26 protein-coding genes, 1 tRNA gene and 1 pseudogene are annotated in these 23,976 nt (G+C 40.4%); 6 read left to right on the top strand and 22 right to left on the bottom strand.

Annotated elements, in window-relative coordinates:
- Window positions 1-82: 82 nt before the first annotated feature.
- Window positions 83-2,224 (bottom strand): DNA helicase RecQ, encoded by a 2,142-nt coding sequence (gene recQ / locus CUU66_RS10040; protein WP_101641671.1) that lies wholly within the window; start codon window positions 2,222-2,224, stop codon window positions 83-85.
- A gap of 113 nt (window positions 2,225-2,337) precedes the next feature.
- Between recQ and CUU66_RS10035 the strand changes: the two genes are divergently transcribed.
- Window positions 2,338-2,835, top strand: a complete 498-nt coding sequence (locus CUU66_RS10035) for a GNAT family N-acetyltransferase (RefSeq protein WP_101641667.1) — start codon at window positions 2,338-2,340, stop codon at window positions 2,833-2,835.
- A 138-nt stretch (window positions 2,836-2,973) separates the two neighbouring features.
- Here CUU66_RS10035 and CUU66_RS10030 read toward each other — a convergent pair whose 3' ends face one another.
- The 4 genes from CUU66_RS10030 to CUU66_RS10015 form a co-directional block, all read right to left on the bottom strand.
- Complete coding sequence (locus CUU66_RS10030) at window positions 2,974-5,322, bottom strand: FdhF/YdeP family oxidoreductase (RefSeq protein WP_101641665.1); 2,349 nt, start codon at window positions 5,320-5,322, stop codon at window positions 2,974-2,976.
- A 236-nt stretch (window positions 5,323-5,558) separates the two neighbouring features.
- Window positions 5,559-6,176 (bottom strand): NUDIX hydrolase, encoded by a 618-nt coding sequence (locus tag CUU66_RS10025; protein WP_101641663.1) that lies wholly within the window; start codon window positions 6,174-6,176, stop codon window positions 5,559-5,561.
- A gap of 118 nt (window positions 6,177-6,294) precedes the next feature.
- Window positions 6,295-6,555 (bottom strand): hypothetical protein, encoded by a 261-nt coding sequence (locus CUU66_RS10020; RefSeq protein WP_101641661.1) that lies wholly within the window; start codon window positions 6,553-6,555, stop codon window positions 6,295-6,297.
- A gap of 111 nt (window positions 6,556-6,666) precedes the next feature.
- Entirely contained in the window at window positions 6,667-7,494 is an 828-nt protein-coding gene (locus tag CUU66_RS10015) for a DUF2785 domain-containing protein (RefSeq protein ID WP_101641658.1), read from the bottom strand.
- 137 nt (window positions 7,495-7,631) lie between these two features.
- On the opposite strand from CUU66_RS10015, the gene CUU66_RS10010 reads away from it, so the two are divergent.
- Entirely contained in the window at window positions 7,632-8,378 is a 747-nt protein-coding gene (locus CUU66_RS10010; protein ID WP_101641655.1) for an AAA family ATPase, read from the top strand.
- Window positions 8,379-8,401: 23 nt separating this feature from the next.
- Here the strand turns inward: CUU66_RS10010 and CUU66_RS24135 are convergent, their stop codons facing one another.
- Together CUU66_RS24135 and CUU66_RS10005 are read right to left on the bottom strand one after the other, a co-directional pair.
- Window positions 8,402-8,569, bottom strand: a complete 168-nt coding sequence (locus tag CUU66_RS24135; protein ID WP_180955235.1) for a hypothetical protein — start codon at window positions 8,567-8,569, stop codon at window positions 8,402-8,404.
- A gap of 156 nt (window positions 8,570-8,725) precedes the next feature.
- The gene (locus tag CUU66_RS10005) at window positions 8,726-9,316 is read right to left on the bottom strand and encodes a bifunctional transcriptional activator/DNA repair enzyme AdaA (protein ID WP_180955234.1); all 591 of its coding nucleotides are present in this window, start codon (window positions 9,314-9,316) and stop codon (window positions 8,726-8,728) included.
- 156 nt (window positions 9,317-9,472) lie between these two features.
- On the opposite strand from CUU66_RS10005, the gene CUU66_RS10000 reads away from it, so the two are divergent.
- A complete protein-coding gene (locus CUU66_RS10000) occupies window positions 9,473-10,366 on the top strand; it encodes a DMT family transporter (protein WP_101641651.1) in 894 nt (297 codons plus the stop codon).
- A 30-nt stretch (window positions 10,367-10,396) separates the two neighbouring features.
- Here the strand turns inward: CUU66_RS10000 and CUU66_RS09995 are convergent, their stop codons facing one another.
- A complete protein-coding gene (locus CUU66_RS09995; protein ID WP_101641649.1) occupies window positions 10,397-10,657 on the bottom strand; it encodes a hypothetical protein in 261 nt (86 codons plus the stop codon).
- Between the two features lie 318 nt (window positions 10,658-10,975).
- Between CUU66_RS09995 and queF the strand changes: the two genes are divergently transcribed.
- Window positions 10,976-11,473, top strand: a complete 498-nt coding sequence (gene queF / locus CUU66_RS09990; RefSeq protein WP_101641647.1) for a preQ(1) synthase — start codon at window positions 10,976-10,978, stop codon at window positions 11,471-11,473.
- Window positions 11,474-11,603: 130 nt separating this feature from the next.
- Here queF and CUU66_RS24130 read toward each other — a convergent pair whose 3' ends face one another.
- The 3 genes from CUU66_RS24130 to CUU66_RS09985 all read right to left on the bottom strand — a co-directional run bounded on the left by CUU66_RS24130 (window position 11,604) and on the right by CUU66_RS09985 (window position 12,933).
- On the bottom strand, window positions 11,604-11,774 hold the full coding sequence (locus CUU66_RS24130; protein ID WP_180955233.1) for a hypothetical protein: 171 nt from the start codon (window positions 11,772-11,774) through the stop codon (window positions 11,604-11,606).
- A gap of 652 nt (window positions 11,775-12,426) precedes the next feature.
- A complete protein-coding gene (locus CUU66_RS24125) occupies window positions 12,427-12,573 on the bottom strand; it encodes a hypothetical protein (protein ID WP_180955232.1) in 147 nt (48 codons plus the stop codon).
- Window positions 12,574-12,633: 60 nt separating this feature from the next.
- On the bottom strand, window positions 12,634-12,933 hold the full coding sequence (locus CUU66_RS09985; protein WP_101641645.1) for a DUF3219 family protein: 300 nt from the start codon (window positions 12,931-12,933) through the stop codon (window positions 12,634-12,636).
- Between the two features lie 396 nt (window positions 12,934-13,329).
- On the opposite strand from CUU66_RS09985, the gene CUU66_RS09980 reads away from it, so the two are divergent.
- A complete protein-coding gene (locus CUU66_RS09980; RefSeq protein ID WP_101641643.1) occupies window positions 13,330-13,578 on the top strand; it encodes a hypothetical protein in 249 nt (82 codons plus the stop codon).
- A 16-nt stretch (window positions 13,579-13,594) separates the two neighbouring features.
- Here CUU66_RS09980 and CUU66_RS09975 read toward each other — a convergent pair whose 3' ends face one another.
- The 4 genes from CUU66_RS09975 to CUU66_RS24120 form a co-directional block, all read right to left on the bottom strand.
- A complete protein-coding gene (locus tag CUU66_RS09975; protein WP_101641640.1) occupies window positions 13,595-14,152 on the bottom strand; it encodes a CBO0543 family protein in 558 nt (185 codons plus the stop codon).
- A gap of 247 nt (window positions 14,153-14,399) precedes the next feature.
- Entirely contained in the window at window positions 14,400-14,534 is a 135-nt protein-coding gene (locus CUU66_RS24785; protein ID WP_257967949.1) for a hypothetical protein, read from the bottom strand.
- Window positions 14,535-14,769: 235 nt separating this feature from the next.
- Window positions 14,770-14,843: transfer RNA gene (locus CUU66_RS09970), tRNA-Arg, on the bottom strand.
- A gap of 84 nt (window positions 14,844-14,927) precedes the next feature.
- Window positions 14,928-15,098, bottom strand: coding sequence for a hypothetical protein (locus tag CUU66_RS24120; RefSeq protein ID WP_180955231.1), 171 nt, complete (start codon window positions 15,096-15,098; stop codon window positions 14,928-14,930).
- 164 nt (window positions 15,099-15,262) lie between these two features.
- On the opposite strand from CUU66_RS24120, the gene CUU66_RS24115 reads away from it, so the two are divergent.
- Window positions 15,263-15,415 (top strand): hypothetical protein, encoded by a 153-nt coding sequence (locus CUU66_RS24115; RefSeq protein WP_180955230.1) that lies wholly within the window; start codon window positions 15,263-15,265, stop codon window positions 15,413-15,415.
- Window positions 15,416-15,423: 8 nt separating this feature from the next.
- Here the strand turns inward: CUU66_RS24115 and CUU66_RS09965 are convergent.
- From CUU66_RS09965 to CUU66_RS09935, 7 genes and pseudogenes are all read right to left on the bottom strand, one after another.
- Window positions 15,424-16,598 (bottom strand): annotated as a pseudogene (locus CUU66_RS09965) (ISL3 family transposase).
- 239 nt (window positions 16,599-16,837) lie between these two features.
- The gene (locus CUU66_RS09960; RefSeq protein WP_101641638.1) at window positions 16,838-18,712 is read right to left on the bottom strand and encodes an FtsX-like permease family protein; all 1,875 of its coding nucleotides are present in this window, start codon (window positions 18,710-18,712) and stop codon (window positions 16,838-16,840) included.
- Entirely contained in the window at window positions 18,687-19,466 is a 780-nt protein-coding gene (locus tag CUU66_RS09955) for an ABC transporter ATP-binding protein (protein WP_101641635.1), read from the bottom strand. Before CUU66_RS09955 ends, CUU66_RS09960 begins: the two co-directional genes overlap by 26 nt.
- 108 nt (window positions 19,467-19,574) lie before the next feature.
- Window positions 19,575-20,636 carry a sensor histidine kinase gene (locus tag CUU66_RS09950; protein ID WP_180955229.1) on the bottom strand — a complete coding sequence of 354 codons (1,062 nt, stop codon included), beginning with the start codon at window positions 20,634-20,636 and terminating at the stop codon, window positions 19,575-19,577.
- Window positions 20,636-21,331, bottom strand: a complete 696-nt coding sequence (locus CUU66_RS09945; protein ID WP_101641632.1) for a response regulator transcription factor — start codon at window positions 21,329-21,331, stop codon at window positions 20,636-20,638. Before CUU66_RS09945 ends, CUU66_RS09950 begins: the two co-directional genes overlap by 1 nt.
- A gap of 152 nt (window positions 21,332-21,483) precedes the next feature.
- Complete coding sequence (locus tag CUU66_RS09940) at window positions 21,484-22,746, bottom strand: LysM peptidoglycan-binding domain-containing protein (protein ID WP_101641630.1); 1,263 nt, start codon at window positions 22,744-22,746, stop codon at window positions 21,484-21,486.
- A gap of 331 nt (window positions 22,747-23,077) precedes the next feature.
- Window positions 23,078-23,692, bottom strand: coding sequence for an NUDIX hydrolase (locus CUU66_RS09935; RefSeq protein WP_101641628.1), 615 nt, complete (start codon window positions 23,690-23,692; stop codon window positions 23,078-23,080).
- Between the last annotated feature and the right edge of the window lie 284 nt (window positions 23,693-23,976).

The following is a 23,976-nucleotide window of genomic DNA, read 5'->3' as shown; positions in this document are numbered from 1 at the left end:
TTTAAATATAGCATTTTTTTCCTATTATATACTTAATATACTATACTTCGCAATATCCTTTAAGGGTTTATCTGAAATTGTGTCAAATTTTAATAGATGAAGACGCTTTGTTTTTTCCCAACCATACCTTAATCATGAAATAGCTGATTTCGGCAGGCAGCAGTTCTTTAATTGGTTTTAAAAAATCGGTACCTGCACTCCTGGCGGCCTCTTCTATTTCGATTTCCTGAGAAGCTGTCCACAAGTTTTCCCAAATAAGAGGCTTTCCTTCCTCCACACAGCGGACAATATGATTTTCTACCGTATTGCTGGAAAGATCCCTTGCCTTTGATATATCTTTTATCGACTCGCCTGCCATGAATCTTTCATAGCTTTCTAGATAAGAATTTTCTGTAGCAGCCGCTTTCTTTTTCTTTGGTGCTGCTGAAACAGTTTCAATAACAGGTTCGTGTTCTGGATGTTCTGTCAGGTATTCCTGTATTTTCTCTATGAAATCCTTCCCGTATTTGTCTAACTTCTGGGCTCCTACACCCTTAACCTCACCCATGTGTTCAAGCGTAACAGGCAGCTTTGAACACATGTCTTTAAGAGTCAGATCTGAGAAAATAACAAATGGTGGAACTCCTTCGGCAGCGGCTATTTCTTTTCTTAGACTTCGTAAAGATTCAAATAAGCCATCTGCTTTAATGACTTCAATGACCTGAACCGTTTCTTTTCTATTAACCTTATTATGTCCCTTAAGGACCGACTTCCCCTTGTCTGTGACGAACAATAAAGGAAATTGGCCGCCGGTAACGCCGATAAATTGTTCGGAGGTTAAATAATCAATAAACTCGGCTACGTCCTTTACACTGCGTTCTTTCAGAAGTCCAAAGGTTGTAAGCTTATTAAAGCCAAGTTCAGATACCTTTTTATTAGAAGAACCTGTCAGCACTTGTGCAACCAGTGTTTTACCGAATCGCTCATTCATCCTGATAATACACGACAGCACCATTTGTGCATCCCTCGTTACATCTACAGACACACGTTCATCCAGGCAGTTGCTGCACCTTCCGCACGGCTTTATATCTCTGTCACCAAAGTAGTTCATAATAAATCCCTGCAGACAATTTTCAGTATAGCAGTATTCCCTCATTGACTGGAGTTTTTCTAGCTCATTCTGCTTATGCGATACAGAGTCAGACTGGTCTATAAGATATCGTTGAAGCTGGACGTCCTGCTCTGAAAAAAGCAAAATACACTCACTAGGCAGGCCATCTCTTCCGGCACGGCCGGCCTCTTGATAATAGCTTTCCATATTCTTCGGTACCTGAAAATGTATCGTGTATCGAACATTGCTTTTGTCAATACCCATACCAAAAGCATTAGTGGCCACCATTACCTGGACTTCGTCATTCAAAAACTTTTCTTGCTCAGAGTCTCTTTCATCCCCGCTTAATCCAGCGTGATATTTCCCTGCTGCAATCCCGGATTTTTGCAGCTTTTCAAAAAGCTGTTCTACATTTTTTCTCGTAGCAGCATATATGATGCCGGCTTCCTGGGCATTTTTTTGGATATAATTCAATAAAAAATGAAGTCGATCCTGTCCCTTTATTAATTGAAAACTTAAATTAGACCGTTCGAACCCAGTGATAACGGTGTGCTGCTCAGGAATATTCAGCGTGCTGCAAATATCCTCGCGAACCTGAGGAGTAGCAGTGGCGGTTAAAGCAAGAACTACCGGCTTTTTTTCAAATTTTTGAAAGAGCGTTTGGATACGAAGGTAGCTTGGCCTGAAATCGTGGCCCCATTGAGAAATACAATGGGCCTCATCAACCGCCACAAGGGAAACGGGAAGTGATAGCAGTTCGTCAAGAAAAACCTGCGACTCTAGACGTTCAGGTGCAAGATATAACAGTTTATATTCGCCTGCCGCAGCCTCCCCCATTCTCTGGCTGATTTCAGAAGAAGAAAGGGAGCTGTTGATATAGGCTGCTGCAATACCAGCCTGCTGCAGGGCATCGACTTGATCCTTCATTAAGGAAATAAGGGGTGAAATGACAAGCGTGATGCCATCAAACACGAGGGCAGGCACCTGGTAGGTGATAGATTTTCCGCCGCCGGTTGGCATGATCCCCACGGTATCATGACCAGCTAAAATATTTTCAATAATTTGTTCCTGACCTTCACGGAACTGGCTGTAGCCGAAATATTCTTTAAGGATCGTTCTGGCTTGGTGAAGCATAATACAGCCTCCTATAAATATATTAATTCTATAATTCCCACACTAATTGTATATGAAATAAGCTATGATTGAAATGGATACCAACTATTACGTTTTACATGAGGAGGGAAAATATGAAGCTCATCCAATTGGGAGCTCAGCACGCGGAACCATACAGACATATCCGTCTCGAGGCTCTGCAAAAAAATCCTGAAGCCTTTGGTTCAAGCTATGAAGAGGAAAAAGACCGAACAGTCGAGGATTTCAAACATAGAATCCAAGCTGAGAATGTATATACGATTGGGGCATTTAAAGAAGAAACCCTAGTTGGGATTGTCACTCTTGTTCGAGAACCTAAAAGGAAAATGAATCACCGTGCATCTATATTTGCCATGTATGTTACGGAAGAACATCGCTGCAAGGGTACGGGACGGAAGCTGATGGAAGAAGCTATCAACATTGCAAAATCACACAGCGGCATTGAACAAATCTATCTCTCTGTAGTAACGAGCAATTCAGCCGCGAAAAGGCTTTACGCCTCTCTCGGTTTTGAAATATATGGACAAGAAAAACATGCTCTTAAAATTGGGCATACATATTTCGATGAAGAACATATGGTGTTGTTTTTATAAGAGAATAATAGCTGCTCCTAAGCTGAGCAGCTATCCAGTTATCCACCCCGCTGACTATGGGATCAGTAAACCAGTTCAAGTCAATCTGATGATCATACAGTATAAAGCGCCTTTACTAAAAGTATAGTTTGCAGCAGATTACTCTGCCGTAAGTTCAAGCTCCTCAATCCGCTTTTCAAGATACCTTTTATCCTTTTGCGCGTGAAAGGTTTCAGCTTTTTCAATAATGACGGTAGTATTGTATTCAGGGATTTTAGCATATCTCTCCAATACACCCTTCGGCAGGAGAATGTTCCCCTCCGGCCAATAGACAGCAATATTGCCCGTCTTTACTTCCCCGAATTTCGCATATCCTTGAAAGGTGCCAAATTTATTGAAGGCAACAATCGGATCATTTTCTTTTATCCTCAGCTTTGCCGCATCTGCTTTATTCATTAATATGTCATACCGGCCGGCCCCATTGAATGAATCTGTGTCACTGTAGATCATAGAGTTGAATTGTTTTCCCCTTCTAGATGTTACAAAGAACTGGCCTTCCGTTCTCCGGTTTTCAGGAATATCAATGGGAATCAGGTTCCCCCTGCCATCCTTTGTAGGGCAAAGTCCATCTTCGCAAAGCCATGCTCCGCCCCATTGAAAAAAGTCCCCTTTTACCTTTAAGTCCTGTATTCCCTCATAATTTCGGTTTGCCTCCGCAATTTCCCTGCGTATTTCTTCTGCATTATTAAAGCAGATCTGCTCCTTTCTATCAGGGTAAACTCTAGATGCCAAATCTAGATAAATCTCCCACTCTGCCCTGGCTTCTGCAATTCTTGGACCTTCTATCTCCGGGCTGAAGTAAACCATTCTCTCTGTACTGGTTGAGGTCCCTCCTCCCGGCTGTTCATACCTGGTCATGGCTGGCAGGATGATTACTTCTTCTTTTGCATCAACCAGTGTGGATGTGTTAAATATGATATCTTGGTGCACCCTCATATCCACCGCTTCAAGCATGTTCCTTATCGCGTCAGGATCAGGCATCGTCTCTAAAAAATTGCCTCCGCTTGTGTAAAACAATTTTACCCTTCGTTTATGATTTTGCGGCAGAAGAGTATTTTCAAGAATCTGTCCAATCGAATCCCCCTGCCACCTGGGTACCGGGAACCCCCAAAGCTGTTCCATTCTAACAGCATTTTCTTCATTAAAGTCACTTCCTGGGAGAACAAAAGGATCTGCTCCCATCTCTCCGGAACCCTGAACACCGCTATGGCCCCTAATCGGCATGACACCGCATTTTTCCCTGCCCAAAAAGCCCCGCAGCAACGCAAGATTCGCAACCTGTGAAATGTTGTCTGTACCAAATCGATGCTGAGTCAGGCCCATGCTCCAAACAAAGACCCCGGTTGCCGCATCTGCCAGCAGCCTGGCAAACTCAAGCATTCTGCTCTTCGTTACACCCGATGATTTCTCGAGTTCTGACCATTCCTGCTTCATTAAGTGATATTTTAATTCCTGGTATCCATTCGTATGTTCCTCTACAAAGCAATGATTAATCACAGCACCTCGGTTTTCCCTTTCCATTTCCATCCAATGCTTCATTACCCCATTCATAAAGGCAATGTCTCCGCCAATATTAACCTGATACACGTCATCAACGATTTTGGTTCCGAACAATGCACTTTCAGGGATAGAAGGAATCCAATAATTTTCCATCGCAGGCTCCCTGTATGGATTGATCATGATGATTTTCGTACCTGCCTTTTTAGCGGCATATAAATATTTAGTGGATACCGGCTGATTGTTTGCGGCTACAGAACCCCAGAAAACCAATACATCGGTACCTATCCAATCTTTATAACTGCAGCTTGATGCCCCTATGCCAATCGACCTCTTGAGAGCAGTCTTGCTTGGGGAATGACAGATCCGGGAGGCATTATCAATATTATTCGTTCCAAGGAATCGGGCGGTTTTAGCTGCTGTATAATATACTTCATTGGTAATCCCGCGGGCCGTGAGATAAAAAGCGAGCTGTCTGGGATTGATTGACTGGATTTTTGCAGCGATCCGGGTAAGCGCCTCGTCCCAGGAAAGCCTGGTAAACTTATTATCACCTCTTTTTCGGGACATGGGATAAGGGATTCTTCCAAGCTTACGGAGCTCTGTACTAGTCAGCTTTTTCATGTTTTCCACATCATGCAGCCATTTCTCTTCAATTGCCCTCATCGTGTTTAATCTCAGTACATTAAGGCGGGTCGTGCATACATGCGGTCCACTTAACGTCTGATCCCGCAGACCTGAAACGCCAAGGGCACAGCCATCGCATACTCCCTCTGTCAGTATGCGGTATGCATAAGGCAGATTGTCTTTATTGTCCCATGCTGCCTTTAATGTATCTTTGATATGATGGGGTTTTATCCTGCCGATTCCCATGGGAGCAAGCCCGGCCCATAAAGAGGGGTCCAGCTTTTTATCCAGTTTAATAGGACCCGTGTGCTTTGTTTTCCCCATTCATGATCCTCCCTTTTCCTTTTTTATGCTAAAGGTATGACGCTCCAAATATGTATCTGCTTACATTATTAAACTACTACAGGCTCTAAAGTCTTCAACTATGAAGGTTCCACTCCTCAATTGTGGTTATATGTAATTTCGTACTCCTTTGGCATTTAACCGGCCATGAAACAGAATTAATATTCATTTTCTTAACAATAGCTTGCAGCTAGTACCTCCTTTTTTTCCATGTTCAGCTAATCAAATACAGTATTCTTTAATGGATTCTTTAAAAACTCAAACATGATATCCAGCTGAGTTTCGGTATTTCGTGCCGTTGATAGAGCCGGCAGCCGGTCTTGAGCAAAGAAACGAACCTCTGTAGTTTCGATGCCCGGGGCTGCTTTTCCTCCTTCAAGTTCACAAAGAATAAAAAATTTATAAACATGGTAAAGGGAAGGGGGATGGGGATGGCATTTCTTATCCAGCACCGCCAGCAGCCTGACCGGCCTTACATCAAAACCCGTTTCTTCCCGGGTTTCCTTAACGGCGTTCTCGCCTGGGGTCAGCCCTATCTCAGCCCAACCGCCCGGGAGAGCCCAGAGATCATCATTTTTTTCTTTTACAAGTAGCATTTTTTGCTCATGAAAAATAACCGCCCTTACATCCACTTTAGGAGTTTGATAGCCCTTTTCGTTCGTGAAGATTCCATGCATGGTTTCAACTGGGGTACCAGTAAGTTCTGCTGCCATTTCCGCACTAATGTCCCTCAATGCCTCGAACCTTTCCAAATCATAAATATCCTTAGAGAATGCAAGTCCTGCCTGGGAAAGAGCCTGGATCTGCTTTGCCCATTCAAGCCATTTTACAGGCATTCTTTCAACGTCCTTTCTGATTGAAGTTTTCAGATATGCAATGTCGCTTTAGGGTTCCCGTTTATTTCTTGCTGAAGGATGATAAAAAAAACCTGCTAGGAGAAAAGATCAGCAGGTTTTAGTGTATTGGGTTCATATATTCAGTTTGTAATTCGTGATTTATGACGGTTGTAATGGCCAAAGCAGCTGAATTTACATCTACATAATGCTCGACACATTGGTTTTCAATCTTAACAATTTCGTAGGTTTTGTTCTCGCCCTTATAGCTGATCTCAAGCATCCTCTTATCCTTATGGCTTAGAGTATGTGAGACTTTGCTTTCAATATAAGGTGAACAAGCTAGATCTTCTAATAACTTTTTTATTTGGCTGTAATCCAAATATCCCTCCCCCTTTCATTGTTAGGGGATACTTTAAAGCCTTTTAATAAAGCTTTAAACAAATTATAACAGAAAATTCCTGCATACGACATTACATTTGGATTACAATTGTCAGCCTGCTGTCCATCGTGTTACAGAATACTCTATAAGAGCTCTTGTCTCCGACGTCTGATTATTACTTAATAATCTGAAATATAAACTTTTAAGAAAGTTAGAAGTGTTCTTTTTCATACGGAAATATTCCAGTGAATACCCTTCCTTCGCTTTAAGGTCATGGTCATCCACGATACTTTGTACCCAGTCGTAAAGGGTTCTTTCCGGCATTCCTTTTTGCAGAAGGGCTTCAACCGGATAAAGCAGCCGTTCTTCTTCATCATCGATATAAACACCTGATTTATTCAGAATACATGTACGGATTGCTTCTAGGCAGCTTTTTGTCTTATCTAAAGAAAAATAAGGATGTTTGATCGCTTCATCTAAAAAGTCAGCTCCATGTGCAATACTGTGCGCCCACCCTTTTCCTTCTATGTACCCCCTTGTATCTTCCTCTTTGATAAGATATTCGATACTGGAGCTGATGGCTGCAGATACTGATGATTTAGATAATACTAATAGCGTTCGGTCTTTACTTAATAACTGTGCAAGCACTAAGCTTGAAAACGAACGAGTCAATACCGAGTCATCTTCCTTTGAACAGATATTGTAAAAAATTAAGTGATCGAGGCAAGTCTTTAACAATTGCTCCATTTGCTGCTGATCCAGGAAGTCTTCCTTAATCAGCTTTGAAAAAGTTGTATAAATAAGCTTGTCCCTTAAGACAGCATCCGGAGACCCGATACTTTCTACCATTTCATTTAGAAGCGTATCTAATTGATCCCTCTGTAGATTCCATTTATTTTCTTGATCTGCAAGATCCTGAAGCTGTTCTTTTAGTTTCATAATACCCCCGCCGTTTTTATATTAAGTGTAAAGGAATATAATCCCAAAATAAACACTTTTAGATTTATATGTAAGGGGGATGACTGGAATGGTATATTAGATGGTAAAAAGGCGTTTTGAGATTGGAGGAAAAAGCCATGGAACAATATCTTAAAGGCATGAGGCTTAAACGGGAAAATATAGAGTCATACGATAGGTTCCCCTATAATCTGCCCGCTGTAAAAAAGCTGCAGGAATTATCCTTTCATCCCTCTGTAACCTTTCTGGTTGGAGAAAACGGAATGGGTAAATCCACCATTCTAGAAGCTATAGCCATTGCTGCAGGATTCAACCCAGAAGGCGGCTCGTTTAATTTTAATTTTACTACATACAATTCCCATTCAAGCCTTGATGAACATATTACGCTGGTTAAAGGAGTCAGCAGACCGAAGGACGGTTTTTTTCTAAGAGCCGAAACCTTTTACAATGTCGCTTCGAATATAGAAGAAATGGATAGGGAAGAATTTAGCTTCGGGGGAAAAGTCATTGATTCTTTCGGTGGGAAATCTCTTCACGAACAATCACATGGCGAGGCCTTTTTTTCTACTTTTTCGAACCGTTTTTACGGAAACGGACTTTATATTTTAGATGAGCCTGAGGCCGCTCTTTCACCCATCCGGCAGCTTTCCATGCTTGCGAGGATACATGAATTAGTCCAGGATCACTCACAATTTATTATTGCCACGCATTCGCCTATCATAATGGCTTACCCACAGGCAAAAATCCTGGAATTTACACAGGAAGGATTACATGAAGTTAGATTGGAAGATACCAATCATTATATTCTTATGAAACAATTCTTTAATGATAAAGACCGGATGCTCCACCATTTATTTAATGATTAAAAGGAGTACCTTGAGCGGGAGTATTAGAAACCTTTAAAAACTTGTGTAATCTCCATGCTCTTTTTTAACAAAGTAAATAAACTTGATTCTTGCTTCTTCATGATGAAGCAGGAGTTTAACTTTGCCTGTTTTATCAAGATAGCTGTAAACGGCAGAATTATGGTGAATGATGTATCCGTATCTGTAGTCATTTAGAAGCTCCTAAAACCATGGTTTTTTTCTTAACCTAAACATATGCTCCATGCTTCTTTTCTTTACCTGAACATATGCTTGGTATGCCTTGTATTTTTATATCCAGCAGATCTAGCAGTAACTCTGCAAAAGGTAATATATCCGAGATCATCGATTCACCCCATAGTATTCGAATCTGAGTTCACATTGGAATTTTTCATCTGTAGTCGATATGTACTCGGCGGGACTCCTTTTTGTCTAGTAAAAAGTGACGAAAAGTGAGATGATGTTTTAAATCCACAGTTCAGGGCTATGTCGGTGATGGTTAAATCAGTAGATATCAGAAGCTGTTCAGCGGATGCTATTCTCTGGTGAGTCAAATAACGAAACGGAGACATCCCCACGCTTTCTTTGAACTTTCGCTGAAGCCAGTAAGGACTTGAAAAGACCCGGGTGGATAAATCCTGCAGAGTCCAGTCTTCTGAGTACTGATTCTTTAATAACTCTTTAGCCTGAAGGACAACTTTTTCACTAGGAGAAGCTATAACCGTCTGATTGGGCTGGCATCTCTTGCAAGGCCTTAAACCATCCGCTTTTGCTTCTTCTGTTGTATCATAAATCTTAACATTTACCTTTTTAGGTGTTTTTGATTTACAGGAAGGACGGCAATAAATGCCTGTGGTGAGCACTCCGTAGTAAAAAACACCATCGAAATTAACATTGCAGGTAACGATTGCCTCCCAAACTTTTTCTTCTATAACGTTCACCCCAATCGACAGACTTTCTTTATTTATGATAAGTTTATCATTGCCTGCAGGTATATGGCAGTATAAAAAATTAAAGAGCAAGAATTGAAACGATTTGTTAGAGAAGCTTCATTACAATCAATTGCAGAAGTATAAAATGCTTATAGGAGTGGTTTTGTGTCAGGAAAGGATTTAGCAGCATTGTTCTCGCTTGCTGCCGTGTGGGGGGCTTCCTTTTTATTTATTCGTATTGCAACGCCGGAATTGGGACCATTTGTTACGGTTGAATTGCGTGTAGTGATAGCAGCGCTTGCCCTGCTGCTTTATACCGCTGTGATCCGGTATCGATTCAGCTTTAGAGCTCATTGGAAAAAATATATCATAGTCGGCACTCTTAATGCCGCATTTCCCTTTGTGCTGATTACGGCTGCTGAACTGCATTTGACAGCTTCATTAGCTTCCATTATTAATGCTACTACACCTATGTTTACTGCTCTAGTTGCGTTTGTGTGGTTTAAGACTCCGCTTACGGTTATTAAAGTAGCGGGAATGATCATGGGAATTGCCGGGGTGGCAGTTTTGGCAGGCTGGGGAACGAGTTCAACCGGAACGATTTTCATTCTCTCTGCATTATGTTCTGTGGGAGCGGCACTATTTTATGGGATTGCCAGTAATTATATTACAAAAAACTTTCCGGATGCAAAGCCGCTTGATTTGGCGATTGGCCAGCAGATTGGCGCCGGGATTGTCCTTGTTCCATTTGCTCTCTTTACACTGCCGGATAGATTACCTTCATCAGGAACCATTTTTTCCGTTCTCGCCTTAGCAGTGGTATGTACATCAATGGCTTATATTCTGTTTTTCTATCTGATCAATAAGACAGGGGCGCTAAAAACCACAAGCGTAACCTTTCTTGTGCCGGTATTTGGAGTAGGCTGGGGTGTAGTTTTTCTAAATGAAACCATTCACCTGAATACGATTATCGGGATGATCATTATTTTAGCAAGTATCGTGTTAGTAACGGATTTGTGGGTGCGCAAAAGGAAAGACATCGAGAGGAAAACAGCGTAGGTACAAAGAAAGCTGCCTTCAAGGGCAGCTTTAATACATATTCTGTATGTTCTCCAGCTCCCCTATAAGCACCTTCACTTCTTGTGATGAGAGTTTTACAAGCATCTGGTCATAAAGAGTCACAATCTGGCCGTCTGTATCGTCGGCATGCATTTTCAAATAATTGTATAAATTGCCGATCTGGTTTTCTTTCAGGCTCGTTTCCGTATAAAAATTCTTGACCTTTTTCAAAGAGAAAATTTGTGTTTCCTGATCGAATTCCCCGGAGATGATTTGCCCGTCAATATACATTCCCCTGCCTCCTTCATCCATTTAAGAATAAGAGTTATTTTCTCCTTGAGTGTATAATATTATTCAGCATTATTACTATCAGGAATAGCCTGGAGCCTTCTTTTATATTGAAATTTATGTCTTTGTCATATATACTTTTTCAGGTATGAAAAATTAATATACTCCCGATTTGGGAGAGGTTCATAGCGGATACCCTCTATAAAAAACTATGGCATCAGAATCCAGCCATATCGTTTTCATAGATATGGTTTTTATTTTTACTATGAAATTACTCTCCTTTTTCTTACTACCTGGGAATTAATATTGGAGGCTATATACATGGCAGGACGACAAAAAGATGAATTACAAGATGTAACGTTACTAGGCAATCAGGGAACGAAATATTTATTTGAGTATTCACCGGAAATTCTCGAATCATTTGATAATAAACACCCCTACCGGGACTACTTCGTTAAATTTAACTGCCCCGAATTCACCAGCCTGTGCCCGATCACAGGACAGCCGGATTTTGCGACTATTTACATCAGCTATATCCCGGATGTAAAAATGGTTGAAAGCAAATCTTTAAAATTATATTTATTCAGCTTCCGAAATCACGGAGATTTCCACGAAGACTGCATGAACATCATCATGAACGACCTTATCAAACTTATGGATCCTAAATATATTGAAGTATGGGGTAAATTCACACCGCGCGGCGGCATTTCCATTGACCCGTATACAAACTACGGAAAACCAGGCACAAAATATGAGGAAATGGCTAATTACCGCTTGATGAATCATGATTTGTACCCTGAAAAGGTTGATAATCGATAAGAAAATTATGAAGAATTTGATGTGACTTTTTAGTGACCTTTTTACACATCAAGTTCTTCTTTTTTTATGTAGTTACACAAAAGTCACCATAAAATGGTGACTAGGTAATTGAGAATTGTGACAAGCCGTCTCAACCTATTCTATAACGGTTTATTTCATCGTAAATTACTCTCTTTATAATTTCTGGTGTCTCTTTGGCTGCTTTATTATTTACAAAGGCTGTAGCAATGGCTTTTTTAATTGACATTCCATTTTCCTGCAAGATTTTTTCTAATTCTTCATTACTAATATTCAAAGTCAATTTAACCACCCCTTGCCAAACAGAATACTAGATAAGCATGAAGATACCATTAACTCTGAGTAAATTTTTATTAAAATTCTCAAAAGTCCTCGACATTAATCGATAGCTTTTTTAATGATTTATAGGCTTTTTGAAATAATGGCTCGATAATTCTTTCACTTTAATACTCTTTCTGTCTTATCAGAAAATTCCCCAATGAAAAGTTTCATTCAAATGGTATCTAACCAGCCTTCTGAACCCTAACTCCCCGCAGATCGTCAACTGATTTGCAGAGCCCAAAATGAAGGATGTCAAACCACGGGATAAATTGGAATTCTTTCGCCATGGATACTTTAAGGTGGATCCAAAAGATACATTAGAAGATCTGCATTGGTTAGGCAGCCTCATAAACTCCTGATTTTGCCACATAAATAGCTGGTTTTGCCACATAAACTATCTAATCAGCCACATAAATTCGTATTTTACCCACATATTTTAGTGTTTAGATGGATGGCAGTTACATTAACAAGATACTTCCCTTTCCCTTAAATGATCCTTAACTTGGCCAAAGGTATTTTCTATTTTATTAATTGGTTTTACTTTTTATCTAAAGAAAAAGAAACTCTGGCGAACTAATTCTGTCCAAAGTTTCTTTTTTACGACTCTTTTCATTTTATTCGTTTATTTCAAACGTATAAGGATTACAGCTGATACTGCCTCTCATCTCAGGGGTTAGCAGAAACGGCTGTTGAGCTTCAGTAAATTCATCAGTGAGAAAGTCAAGTGAGGAGCCATCGTAAAAATCCGGTTTTTGGTCCATATATGTATCACCTCCATTGTATCCCACTTAATATATGTAATTGTTTAAATTTTAATTAACTTACTTGTTTTTGTTCTCCATTAACTCGAGATGAAAATCTCCCACATTGCCTTCTTTATATAAATTCGTAAAAGAAGTCCAATAATTACAAATAGTCCCCCTGAATTCCAGGTTCTGTTTAGGAACTTTTATATCAAATTGCTGTTGGTAAAGAAGAGTCGTAATATCGTGGTACTCCTCGTGAGTCACTTTAAAATCAAAGCTGATTTTGTGCTGGTCTTGACCATTTTGGGAAATGATTTCATCGTTAAAATTAGATACTTCCAGGGTTGTATTGTTGATAATCACTTGTTCTGTCATCTGCTGGACAGCTCCTTAATTTAGATTTTTATATTGTCTGTATAATATTTAATATAAACAAGAGGCAGCGAACACGCCAAGTATGTGCTCCGGTAACCTTTATATTATTGGTATAACCCTCCTTCATTCATGTATCTCTTTTTTTAATGGCTATTTAAAATTTCATTGTTAATTTAGGAATTATGTTGATTGGAGCGTAGTTTGCGGGACTCCTGCGGGAAAAGCGGGTAAAGGCAGACCACACAGGCGTAAACAGCGAGGAGTGCCCAACCGCCTCGCGGAAACCGAGTGCCTGCAGCGGAAATTTACAGGCAAATATAACAGAGCTTTTACAATAAGTAAGATTAGTTTTATATTCTAATGAGAAAAATAAGATAAAAAAAGAGGAAGATCAATGTGGATATCAGCCTGGAAGTGACGATACGTGCACATGGAACCCGTTTTATGAGAAAAGGAGTTTTCCCTGTTGATCCAAAGCAGTTTCAGCAAGCGTCCGATCATACAGCTGCCAAAACTGCTTATGAGTGGATTCAAAAAATAAAGAGAGATACCGGATATGCCCCGGATACAGAAGTCTTGAAAGCCGTTTATAACGAGGGTAACGAGATTACTCAGCTAGTAAAAAGTTTTGAGCTCCTTTTATAAAGTTACCGTTATGTTTTTAATAAAATTTTGAGAAATGACTTCTTCGACTTAAGTAATGCGCCACTAAATAAATGACAAATTGAATGGGAACTGAATAAGTATATTTCCAGGAGAGGGTCACATAAATACCTAACCAATGGAAAAAAGGTTCCGCAATATAAGCAGAAAATACTGCAAAGACAATGGCTTTTATAAAAGGATTCGTATCCGGCTTTATTTGCAGAATGAACATTACCGTTACCGGCATGAGGGTAATATCCCATGGAAAATAAGTTGGCACAATTGGTATTACGTTAAATCTGTAATGCCATAAACTGAATTGATCACCTACTATATCAAGAGCTATAGAAATAATGATGACGAAAAAGCCAGAATATAAAATACGGTCAGTGCTATTCTTGTTCCGGAAAATGAACCAGAGAATCCAGGGAATTACTGAAAGAGCAACACCCAGCCACCACAAACTTGAAAAAACTACATAGTCAAACCAAATTTCAATCTTTTCTTGTATTAATTTATGAATTTGATCATAATTTTCATCGATTAGTCTACGTACTTGTTTGTTATCTTTCATATTCACACCATTAGCTTTCCACTTTTAAAAATATTATCGGCTAATATGGTGAAAGTAATCAATTTTCAACATATAAACATGCTTTCATCTGACTTGGTCTTGTACCCCGCTTTCTAAAACCGGCAGCCCCTATAAAGATCGATTCATAAGGGCAAAGTACTGCAGATTTAATTAGAGCTGTTTTAGGGTTTCCTTTATTATAAAAAGCGTTGGACTTTCAAAATATAACACAATAAAAACCAGCCTTTTAGGACTGGTCTCTTTGTTCTCTCGGTATGGGTGCACCTAAACCTTTAGGATTATCTTTGTCTTTTCCCTTCAAACCTTCATATTCGTTATGCTCAAGTAAATTGTCATCGAAGCTGAATTTATCTTCTTTCATACGGTCACCTCCATTTACATAAGGTGCGTATAAAAAGCCGAGAGTATACAACATGTTAAACGTGTTTCGGAGTAGACCCTCGTAAAAAAGACGGTTAATCATTCATCAAGCTTAGAGGTTTCCAAAACGATGATAAGCCCCAATCTTTGATCTGAAAATACAAAAAAGCCATGTTTTCGTAGGTATCCTCTTTAAAATGCGGGACAACTAACATAACATGGCTTTTCCAATATAACGTTCCAGGAGAGATTCGAACTCACGACCTACAGCTTAGGAGGCTGTCGCTCTATCCTGCTGAGCTACTGGAACAATTTTTCACTACGCATCTTATTATATTAGAATACTCTCCATTGGTCAACAGAGTTACTTCAATATGAGTTAATTATTTTTCCTTTAATTACCGCCAAAGGTGTTATAGTGTGAATCAATATTGATAATCTCTTCTTGCTGCACCTGGAAGTTCGTTTTTTCAGGAGCTTTTGTTTTGTATTTCCGTTCCATCCAATATCCTGTACCGCCGAGGATGATGACTGCTGACCAGAAACAGTAGCCGAGGATCGTCATGGTAACTCCTCCTTTTTAGATCATATGCAGAACGCCAGAGAACTTCCCTTATTTTATTTTCGCCATTCCTATGCTAAGTTCCTCCCTTTAAGCATTTTTAAATAAATTGTTTTATCGTGTCCTCACAGGGAAAAGGAATAAAAACAATTAAAGGAGTGTTCATCATGAAAGAAAAGAATAAAGAACAAGAGAGTTTAATGGAAGCAGAAAGAAAATTTCAGGATTACGGCAACAATGCCCAGGCACCTTCTGGAGATGCGGGACGTGTACCTGATCAGCAGCACAGAATGAAAGATCAAGAAAACTTGAGAAAATAGGTTCTCCGTCAAATGTTGGGGTGATGACTTGCGTCGTCACCCTCTCCAATGTGAACCCCAATTCCTTTATACTGATGTGTTAATAAAATTTTAGCCCTAAAACGGTCGAAACTTCTAAAACCAAAGGCATTCCGCTTCAGTACCTTGGTTGAATTATTTATACCTTCTAAAAACCCATTGGAATAGGGATATATAAAGCTGTTCAAGATTTCAGTCTGCCAATTTTGCAGGGTTTTTATTGCCTTATTCATTTCAGGAATTTCTGATCTTCTTACTAGTTCATAAAATCCGTGTAATTCCTCTTTTACTTCTCCCATTTGGTGGGTCCCTTTTTCTTGGGCATGTGAAAACCAAGCCTGATAGGCTTCTTTTAATTCATAGGCTCTTCTGAGCTCTTTAGACATCTCTAAATAACGCTCTAAATGCCATCGTTCCTCTTCATTGAGCTTGGTACTCGATTTATGGAATACGTGCTTCATCCGTTTACATTTCTTCCGATCATAATCATGAAAAGACTGCTGGCAACGTCTCCTTACTCCATAAAGTGCCCAATGAATATACCGGCAGAAGTGAAACCGGTCGGCAATGATAATGGGACGTCCTAACGCGGACTGGACAGCTGCCTTGAAGGACTGGCTCATATCCATTACGACCATCTGTACCTGGCTGCCATGTTTCTGCAGATAGTGCTTAATCGTCTTTTTATAACGATTAGGAAGAATGTCAATCGGTTTTCGAGTAACCGCGTCCGCAATGATTAGCTGATACTTTCCTTCCCTTGTGTCCCCTTTATATTCATCTATTGCAATGACAGATGGTAAGTGTTCTACAGTTCGGATTTCGCTGTGAGCCAATTGATCAAATCGGCGAACAATCGTAGTGGCAGAAACACCATAGTTTTCGCCTGTTTCCTTAAAAGTCTAACCTTTTACAGCTCGAATCATGATAGCCTGGTTCCACTCTATTGAAGTACGCTGGTAGCGCTGAACAATAGAATTCTTCTCTGAAAACCTTTTTCCGCAGCTACAGGCATAACGTCTTCGTTTGTAAAAGATTTGGGTCTGCCTCTCGAACCATTTTAAGTGATGGATTTTTTGAATACGGTAGTCGTAACTCCTCCTACATCTTCAAATCTAGTAGGGATAACCCCTTTTAAACCTGGGATATTCATGGTAAAATTCATATGCACGCAACTTCATTCCTTTACTTGTTTCTCGACAATTCAAGTATAAAGGAATTGGAAGTTTGCGTGTTTTTTTATGCCCGAAATTTTTCCTCGACCCCAACAAATATTATAAAGCCAGAAAATAACGACATAAAAGAGCTGGCCATGAGCCAGCTCTTTTTACTTTGTCCATGCCCCCCTGCTGCTTGGGAAATAAGGCCTGACCGGGCTGAAATCCCCGGTAACACTAGATTTTCTTACTTGGGAAATGGGGACAGTCCCCGAAGCTGGCTCATGTACCTGCTTCTGATGATGAGGAAGTACAGGGTGTGTACGGCAAAGAAGCAGCCAATGACGAGCAGGGATGGGCCCAATATGGATGTTTCAAAGAATTCCTGAAGGGCTGTGTAGGCCACTGCTGTATGGATGGCAGCTGCTATGAATGGGACAAAGAATAATAGTCCGATTTGGAAACTGCTAATCTTTTTGATTTCCTGGTCTGTCAGTCCGATTTTTGATATAGCATCATAAAATTTCCTGTCCCCTTCGATGTCGGAAAATAGCCGGAAATATAGGAAGCTAACAGATGACAGATAGAATACCACTCCGATAAACAATCCGATGAACAGCATGATACTATACATCTGTTTGACCATATGAAATACTTCCGCTCTTGAAATGAGTTCAACTTTTCCCTTTTCCCTGAACTTTTCTTCATTTAGTGAAGTGGTCTGTTCCCAATCGCTTACTAAATAACCTGTAATATAGGCTATGTGATCAGTCGTTAAGCGGGCAAAATCTGAATCAGGAATGACGTAATTTGAATATGAAACTGAAATATTATGTGAATACACACTTTTATCCACTGCTGTACTCATGACAAAGGTCTGCCCTTTTGTTGTAGAGATACTTTTGGGTGTTTGAATGTTCATGGCAGCTTCATAGGATGATTTGATCCAGACGGCTTCGCCGGAATTTACATCGATCGTGTCATAGCCGAGAGCCCTGGCTGCTTTGTTATAGGCGCTCTCTTTAATAAATCCACCCTGCTTTTTGGAAGTTCCTGTAATAGGAAGAAGTTTAGTATGTGTTTCTACTTTTTTATAAGATACTTTCTCTTTTGCCAGATCCTTTTCGAACTCCACACTTTGACCCTTTGCATTATATTCCGTTAATTGAAAGGCGAAGGGAAAAGAATTTGTTACTTCTGATTTTTTCGTACCTGTAAAGGAGACTACAGTACCCACCGCACAAAATGCCACAGTTGTAACAATTGTCACTCCAAAGAACATCCTGGCATTATCTTTCATTCGATAGACTAGGGCCGAAAGAGTGATCATATTGGTTCTTTTATAATACAAAGCGGTATTTTTCTTCAGCATCTTCAGCACATATACACTTAACTGCGAAAACAAGAAGAATGTACCTGCTATTACCAAAATGGCGACAGGAATCATGAATATGGCAACCGTACGCATTGTCGCAATAGACGAAATATAATATCCAGCTCCAATTAATACTGTCGCTAATAGAGAAAGGGGCAGTGAAGATTTTGGTTCAGGCTTAGGCTTCTGGTTTCCTTTCAGCAGCCCGATGACTTCGCTGGTTTTTACAAAGAAAACGGTCGTAAAGGATACGATCACAAACATGATCATAAAGGCCAGTATGGTAAGGATCATCGCTTTCCATGGAAGATACATGGAGAGACTTGGAATACCCATCACATACCCAGAGAGCATGAAAAATAATTTACCGAATATAAGACCTACACCCATCCCTATCATAATGGAAAAAAGTCCGATGAGCACATTTTCCGTAAAGATCAAGCCGTTCAGCTGCCTTTTGCTCATACCATGAATCATTAAGATGCCAAACTCTTTATTTCTCATTTTCAAAAAGGTGCTGATTGAGTAAAAGATAAAGAAAAAAGAGAAAAAGAATATGATATATTCTGCTACCAGCATTCCGCTTTGTGCTGTCTGTACGATATAGCCTTCTTTAATATCGGGATGGAAAATAAACATGGCGAACGAAAAGAAAATCATTACGGAAAAGCTGCTTGAAAGCAGATACGCTGTATAAGATCTGGCATTGCGCTTTACGTTATTAAGGGCGAATTGCAGAAAGGTCATGTGTACTTCCCCCTAACATCGATAAAACGTTAATGATTTCCTGATAAAAAGCAGAACGGTTGTCGCCTTTGTAAATCTGATTATAAAGTTCACCGTCTTTTATAAAGATAACTCTGTCACAATAGCTTGCTGCAAACGGATCGTGAGTTACCATCATGATGGTTGCCTGTTTTTCAAGATTGATTTTTTGGAGAGTTTCCATTACGGTCTGTGATGATTTCGAATCAAGGTTTCCCGTAGGCTCATCAGCTAATACAATAGAAGGCGAGTGAATGATCGCTCTTCCTATCGCCGCACGCTGCGCCTGCCCGCCGGAAACCTCGTAGGTGCGTTTGTCTAAGATCTGGGAAATACCCAGAATTTCAGCAATCTCCCGCTGCTTATGCTTCATCACATTCACAGGGACCCCTTCCAGTGTTAAAGGCAGCAGCATATTTTCGCCGATGGTCAGTGTATCAAGCAGGTTAAAGTTTTGAAAAACAAATCCCAGCTCCGTCCGTCGAAATTTAGCCAGCTCCCGCTTGTTTAAATCATGCGGCTGTGCTCCATTAATGAAGATTTCACCTGAGGTCATACTGTCGATCGTTGCAATTACATTCAGGAGAGTTGTCTTTCCGCTCCCCGAAGGGCCCATAACCCCGACAAATTCTCCTTTTTCAACCTTTAAATCGATTCCATTAAGAGCTTTCGTTATCACAGCACCTTTTGAATTGCTGTAGGTTTTACTGACATTATCGGCTTCAAGCATCCACATATTCTTAACTCCTTCCACTTTGTTTGTACTTTTATTTTAAGAAAATACCAAAAGGGAAGGTATCGATTTTCCTTACAAAGCTATCTTGTTATCTTACAAATTTGTCACTTAGATGTTGAAATAGGTATGCTCATTACCAAAAAGAATCGTAACCGTCGTTCCCTGCCCCTCTGTGCTGGTAATTTGAACACCATGACCCAGTCTGTCACAGATCTGCTTAGTCAGGAACAAACCCATACCTGTTGCCTCATGCGTGACTCTCCCATTTTCACCTGTAAAAAAAGGATCGAACACCCTTTTTATATCTTTTTGGGGGATCCCAATTCCATTATCACTAATCGTTAAAATCGTATTTTCAGCTTTCATTGAAATGGAAAATATAATGTGTTTTTTTTCTTTTTGGGTAAGTTTTGTATATTTGATTGCGTTATGTAATAGCTGATTAATGATAAATTCCAGCCATTTTTTATCCGTTTGTACAACGGAATTTTCGGCAGTGACTTCGAAAACAGGAAAAATGGCGCTGCTAATGAACGTCCTTTTGTTTTCGTTGATCATTTTTCTGACCGATGATTCCAGCTGGACATACTCGATCTTATAATCCTTCTCAAATTCGTTATATCTGGCCACATGGAGGACGAGATCCAGCCCCTGCAGGATGCGCTCATTTTCCTGCCTGATACTTTCCAGCGCATCCTCAGCAGCACTTTCCTTTTTCCTAGCTTTATCTAAAACGAGTGAAATAACAAAAGCCGGGGTCTTCATCTGATGGATCCAGAGATTCATGAACTGAAGATACTCCTGCTGCTTTTTCTCATTCTTTCTTAACGATGTAAGGTATGTACTTTGAACCTTTTGCAGTATTCTTAAAAATTCTCGCTGCTCCCGCGTCCCTGCATCTTCCAGAATCACAGTATGTTCCTGTTTATTGCTGTTCTCCAAGAACTTTTCTGCTTTTATGAAAAATTTTTTCTTAATCGTGTAATCGATAAGGATGCATATAGTAAAAATAAACAAGCATAAAAAAAGAATATATGCCACGTTTTCTTTCCGGAGAGAGTGGTGAGAATGTAAGAAATCGAGCTGAATAATGACCAGTACGATTAAAACCTGGAACCAGTAGGCTGAAATGAAGAGGAAACGGTCCATCAAATAATTTTTCATGCCCATTAAACTCTCCATTCTGAGGTGAAAAAATAGCCTACGCCCCGTTTTGTCTGGATGGCTTCATATATTTCCATTTCTTCGAGACGGCTCCTCACTCTCTTCACATTGACTGTAAGGGTGTTATCATCAACAAAGGACTGGCTGTCCCATAGTGCTTCTAAAAGCTCTTCCCTGGAAACCGTTTCGTTCATCCTTTTCACCAGAGATTCCAGCAGGATATATTCATTTCTGGAAAGCTGGACGATATTCTCGTTTCTTTCCGCTTTATGCTGGGAGGGATATAGGTATAAATCGTTTATCTGGATGACTTCCTGTTCGTTGGACATCGAATATTCACCATATGCCCGCCGCAAAGTACTTTTGATCTTGGCCGTCACAATGTCTAGATGAAAAGGCTTTGTGATATAATCATCTCCGCCGTTTTCTATGGCCATCACCTGATCCATTTCCCCTACCCTGGCAGAAATGAATATGATCGGGACTTTTGAGAGCATCCTGATCTGCCGGCACCAATAGAATCCGTCAAAATACGGAAGGTTTACATCAAGCAATACAAGCTGGGGAGTATGAAGCATAAACTCTTTTTTTATTTCCTTGAAGTTCGACAGAATAGCGGTTGAATACCCATACTTCTCAAGATGTGAAGACAAAATCGAAGCAATCTTGCTGTCATCCTCCACAACCAAAATCTTATACATAACATCCACTCCAAACATGCACTCTACTAAAATAACAAAATCACTTTACCCATACTCTAACATAAATCTGGGAAATAAAGACAGACCCATTCTAAATTGTACTGAAATAAAGGACCAAAAAATGGGAAATGGGGGACAGTCCCCATTTCCCGTTATTTTTTTATTATAGTACTATTCCGTTTTAGGTAGGCCCAGAGCTGGGGAGCAGGCTGGCTAAGCTGCCACATTGTTGTTCCTCTCAGCTGGTATATGTCGATTTGGTTTATTTTCTGGATGTAGCTTCGTATATCCTCAAACCAGACGACATGTTGGGCTTCTCTTTGATAGCGGTAAAAGGGAGATTGCGCAGTGGAGTTGAACTGGATGGGAACCCCAAGCGTAATGGCTTGATTTTGCGCACTTTGTACTGAGAGTGCCCTGGTCTGGTTAGTGCCAGTTTCTTTGTCATATCCATATAAAGCCATGGCCATCAGAAGTTTACGCGGATTGATCTGTGTAATACTGTATCGGATTACCTGTGCAAGCCACCAAAGAGGAGAGATCGGTTCAGGCGGGCCGCCGGGATACCCATAATCAATCGTCATGACTGCTGTAATGTCTGCGATACTGCCGATCGTTTTATAATCATAGGCACCGATGATGCGGTTTGTCGGGATATCCTCGGTTTTAGCATGAACATTTACCTGAAGGATAAGATTGCCTAATTCTCTTTTTAGATCTCTCAGGAACGTATTAAAATCATTTCTCCTGGCCGGAGGAATAAATTCAATATCAATGCTAACACCGCGATATCCCCTCTGTCTTGCTAAGGCTGATAGACTGGTAATTAAATTCCGTCGGAAAGCAGAACTCCCCAAAACTGTACCGGCAAGTTCTGCATCAAATTTACCGCCCCGGTAGTTCCGGACCATAAGCAAAGGCACAATCCCGAGCTCCCTGCTCCGTGCTGGTATTCCATCATCACTCAGCTCGGCATACACAAATCCCTCTTCGTTAAATGAAAAAGCAGCCACAGCCAGATACGTCAGCTCCTGGCTTATCGTGGTAAGTGTAAGTAAAAAGGCCTGGGAATTATAAGGAATGATAAAACCGAGTGTTTCAAAGGAAAGTTTGGTACGTGAAGGAATGAACAAAGTCTGGCCAATTGATAGCCGAGCAGGATCTAATGCAGGATTTCGTCGAAGTATAGCCTGAACGGTGGTGTTAAATGTTTTTGCAATCGCAGTAAGACTATCGTTCGCTTTCACTCTATACGCCCGTACGGACTCGTCTGCTGCTGGAATATATAAGGCTAAACCTGGAGTGAGTTTTGTGGACTGGAGTCCATTCGCTGCTGTAATGGCCGATACCGGCACTCCATACCGCTGTGATATGGTCCATAAATTTTCGCCCGTTGTTACCGTGTGGACAGCCATTCAATCACACCTTTTTATCATGTTATAACATCATATTTTTAAAATTAATTTATATACTTCAGGCTCTCAGGTTGTGAACGTTTTTCTACTGAAAAACTCTATTCTTCCCGGATAATTCCTGCTGCATGTACCCAATTCCCGCAGGGCCGGGAGTCTGCCTCCGTTCACGCCACATGTAATATCCCCATGCGCCAATCTTCGGCGCGCTTCTATGAAGGCCAATATCGTGTAAAATTCAACAATGGAGATTTTTGCATAAAGAAACCTTTGCTCTATATCAGCAAAGGAATGATAACATCATCTATTTAGATATTTCAAAAGGCAAAGCATTTCATTGCAATATATCAATGAAATGAGAAAGGATTCTGGCTGTGAGTCCCCAAATGACTTTATCTTCGTACACATAAAAGTATTCTTCCAGCTGCCTCGGACGCCACTGGTAATTCTGGCCGCCCACCAATAAATCCATAGGGAAGTTCTGCTCCGGCTCAGCTCTGAAGTTGACTTTATAGATCTCCGGAGGAGCACTGAGAAAAAAAGATAGCGGCACGGTAAAGATTTCCCCTACTTCGGAAGGATTCACCTTTATATCCTCTAGTCTTGTAATCCAGCCTACAAATGGATAGATGATCATTCCATATGGAGATATTAAATAATCAATAGGAAGAACTTTTGTGATGTCTTTTTTATGTAATCCCAGTTCTTCAACGGTTTCCCTAATGGCTGCCCCTTTTTCATCTGTATCATTCGGATCGATTCTACCGCCTGGAAAGCAGATCTCTCCGGGCTGCCTTCGGAGTGCAAGGGACCGGACTTCAAACAGCACGTGAATTTCATCCTCTTTTTTAATTAAAGGAAGCAAAACAGAATACTTGGAAAAATTCTCGCTCCCCAGAATCTTGGGTGTATGATTTTTAAGCTTGCCGTAAATATTATCCAGTTCCAAATGAACACCTCATCCCGAAACAAGTCTTATCCTCTATATTAACTTTAATTCATTTTACCTCCTGTATCAATTTATCTACTTTAGATGTACGGCCATGAGCTGCTTTTTTTTAGGTTATTTTCTAAAAGATTGTTGTTTATTGAACAAGGAGGTAGATTGGAACGTGAGGATGCTCGCGGACCTTAGGGGCGGGCGCTGAGCCTCCTCGGCTTCGCCTGTGGGGTCTCACCTGATCGAAAAGCGGAGGACGGTGCTTTTCAAGAAAAGATCCATCCAAAAGCTGA

Source organism: Peribacillus deserti, assembly GCF_002863585.1.
Classification (GTDB): Bacteria; Bacillota; Bacilli; order Bacillales; family DSM-1321; genus Paraperibacillus; species Paraperibacillus deserti_A.
This window is presented reverse-complemented; position numbering and strand designations above follow the sequence as displayed.

Bases quoted from the DNA above. Each gene is read 5' to 3' on its own strand.
- CUU66_RS09995 (WP_101641649.1), bottom strand. From the start codon at position 10,657: ATGTATATTGACGGGCAAATCATCTCCGGGGAATTCGATCAGGAAACA.
- recQ (WP_101641671.1), bottom strand. From the start codon at position 2,224: ATGCTTCACCAAGCCAGAACGATCCTTAAAGAATATTTCGGCTACAGC.
- queF (WP_101641647.1), top strand. From the start codon at position 10,976: ATGGCAGGACGACAAAAAGATGAATTACAAGATGTAACGTTACTAGGC.
- CUU66_RS24125 (WP_180955232.1), bottom strand. From the start codon at position 12,573: ATGGACCAAAAACCGGATTTTTACGATGGCTCCTCACTTGACTTTCTC.
- CUU66_RS09950 (WP_180955229.1), bottom strand. From the start codon at position 20,636: ATGGGCATGAAAAATTATTTGATGGACCGTTTCCTCTTCATTTCAGCC.
- CUU66_RS10025 (WP_101641663.1), bottom strand. From the start codon at position 6,176: ATGCCTGTAAAATGGCTTGAATGGGCAAAGCAGATCCAGGCTCTTTCC.
- CUU66_RS09955 (WP_101641635.1), bottom strand. From the start codon at position 19,466: ATGTGGATGCTTGAAGCCGATAATGTCAGTAAAACCTACAGCAATTCA.
- CUU66_RS09945 (WP_101641632.1), bottom strand. From the start codon at position 21,331: ATGTATAAGATTTTGGTTGTGGAGGATGACAGCAAGATTGCTTCGATT.
- CUU66_RS24135 (WP_180955235.1), bottom strand. From the start codon at position 8,569: ATGACTACAGATACGGATACATCATTCACCATAATTCTGCCGTTTACA.
- CUU66_RS10035 (WP_101641667.1), top strand. From the start codon at position 2,338: ATGAAGCTCATCCAATTGGGAGCTCAGCACGCGGAACCATACAGACAT.
- CUU66_RS24785 (WP_257967949.1), bottom strand. From the start codon at position 14,534: ATGAAAGAAGATAAATTCAGCTTCGATGACAATTTACTTGAGCATAAC.
- CUU66_RS10030 (WP_101641665.1), bottom strand. From the start codon at position 5,322: ATGGGGAAAACAAAGCACACGGGTCCTATTAAACTGGATAAAAAGCTG.
- CUU66_RS10015 (WP_101641658.1), bottom strand. From the start codon at position 7,494: ATGAAACTAAAAGAACAGCTTCAGGATCTTGCAGATCAAGAAAATAAA.
- CUU66_RS09975 (WP_101641640.1), bottom strand. From the start codon at position 14,152: ATGAAAGATAACAAACAAGTACGTAGACTAATCGATGAAAATTATGAT.
- CUU66_RS09940 (WP_101641630.1), bottom strand. From the start codon at position 22,746: ATGGCTGTCCACACGGTAACAACGGGCGAAAATTTATGGACCATATCA.
- CUU66_RS09985 (WP_101641645.1), bottom strand. From the start codon at position 12,933: ATGACAGAACAAGTGATTATCAACAATACAACCCTGGAAGTATCTAAT.
- CUU66_RS10010 (WP_101641655.1), top strand. From the start codon at position 7,632: ATGGAACAATATCTTAAAGGCATGAGGCTTAAACGGGAAAATATAGAG.
- CUU66_RS09960 (WP_101641638.1), bottom strand. From the start codon at position 18,712: ATGACCTTTCTGCAATTCGCCCTTAATAACGTAAAGCGCAATGCCAGA.
- CUU66_RS24115 (WP_180955230.1), top strand. From the start codon at position 15,263: ATGAAAGAAAAGAATAAAGAACAAGAGAGTTTAATGGAAGCAGAAAGA.
- CUU66_RS24120 (WP_180955231.1), bottom strand. From the start codon at position 15,098: ATGACGATCCTCGGCTACTGTTTCTGGTCAGCAGTCATCATCCTCGGC.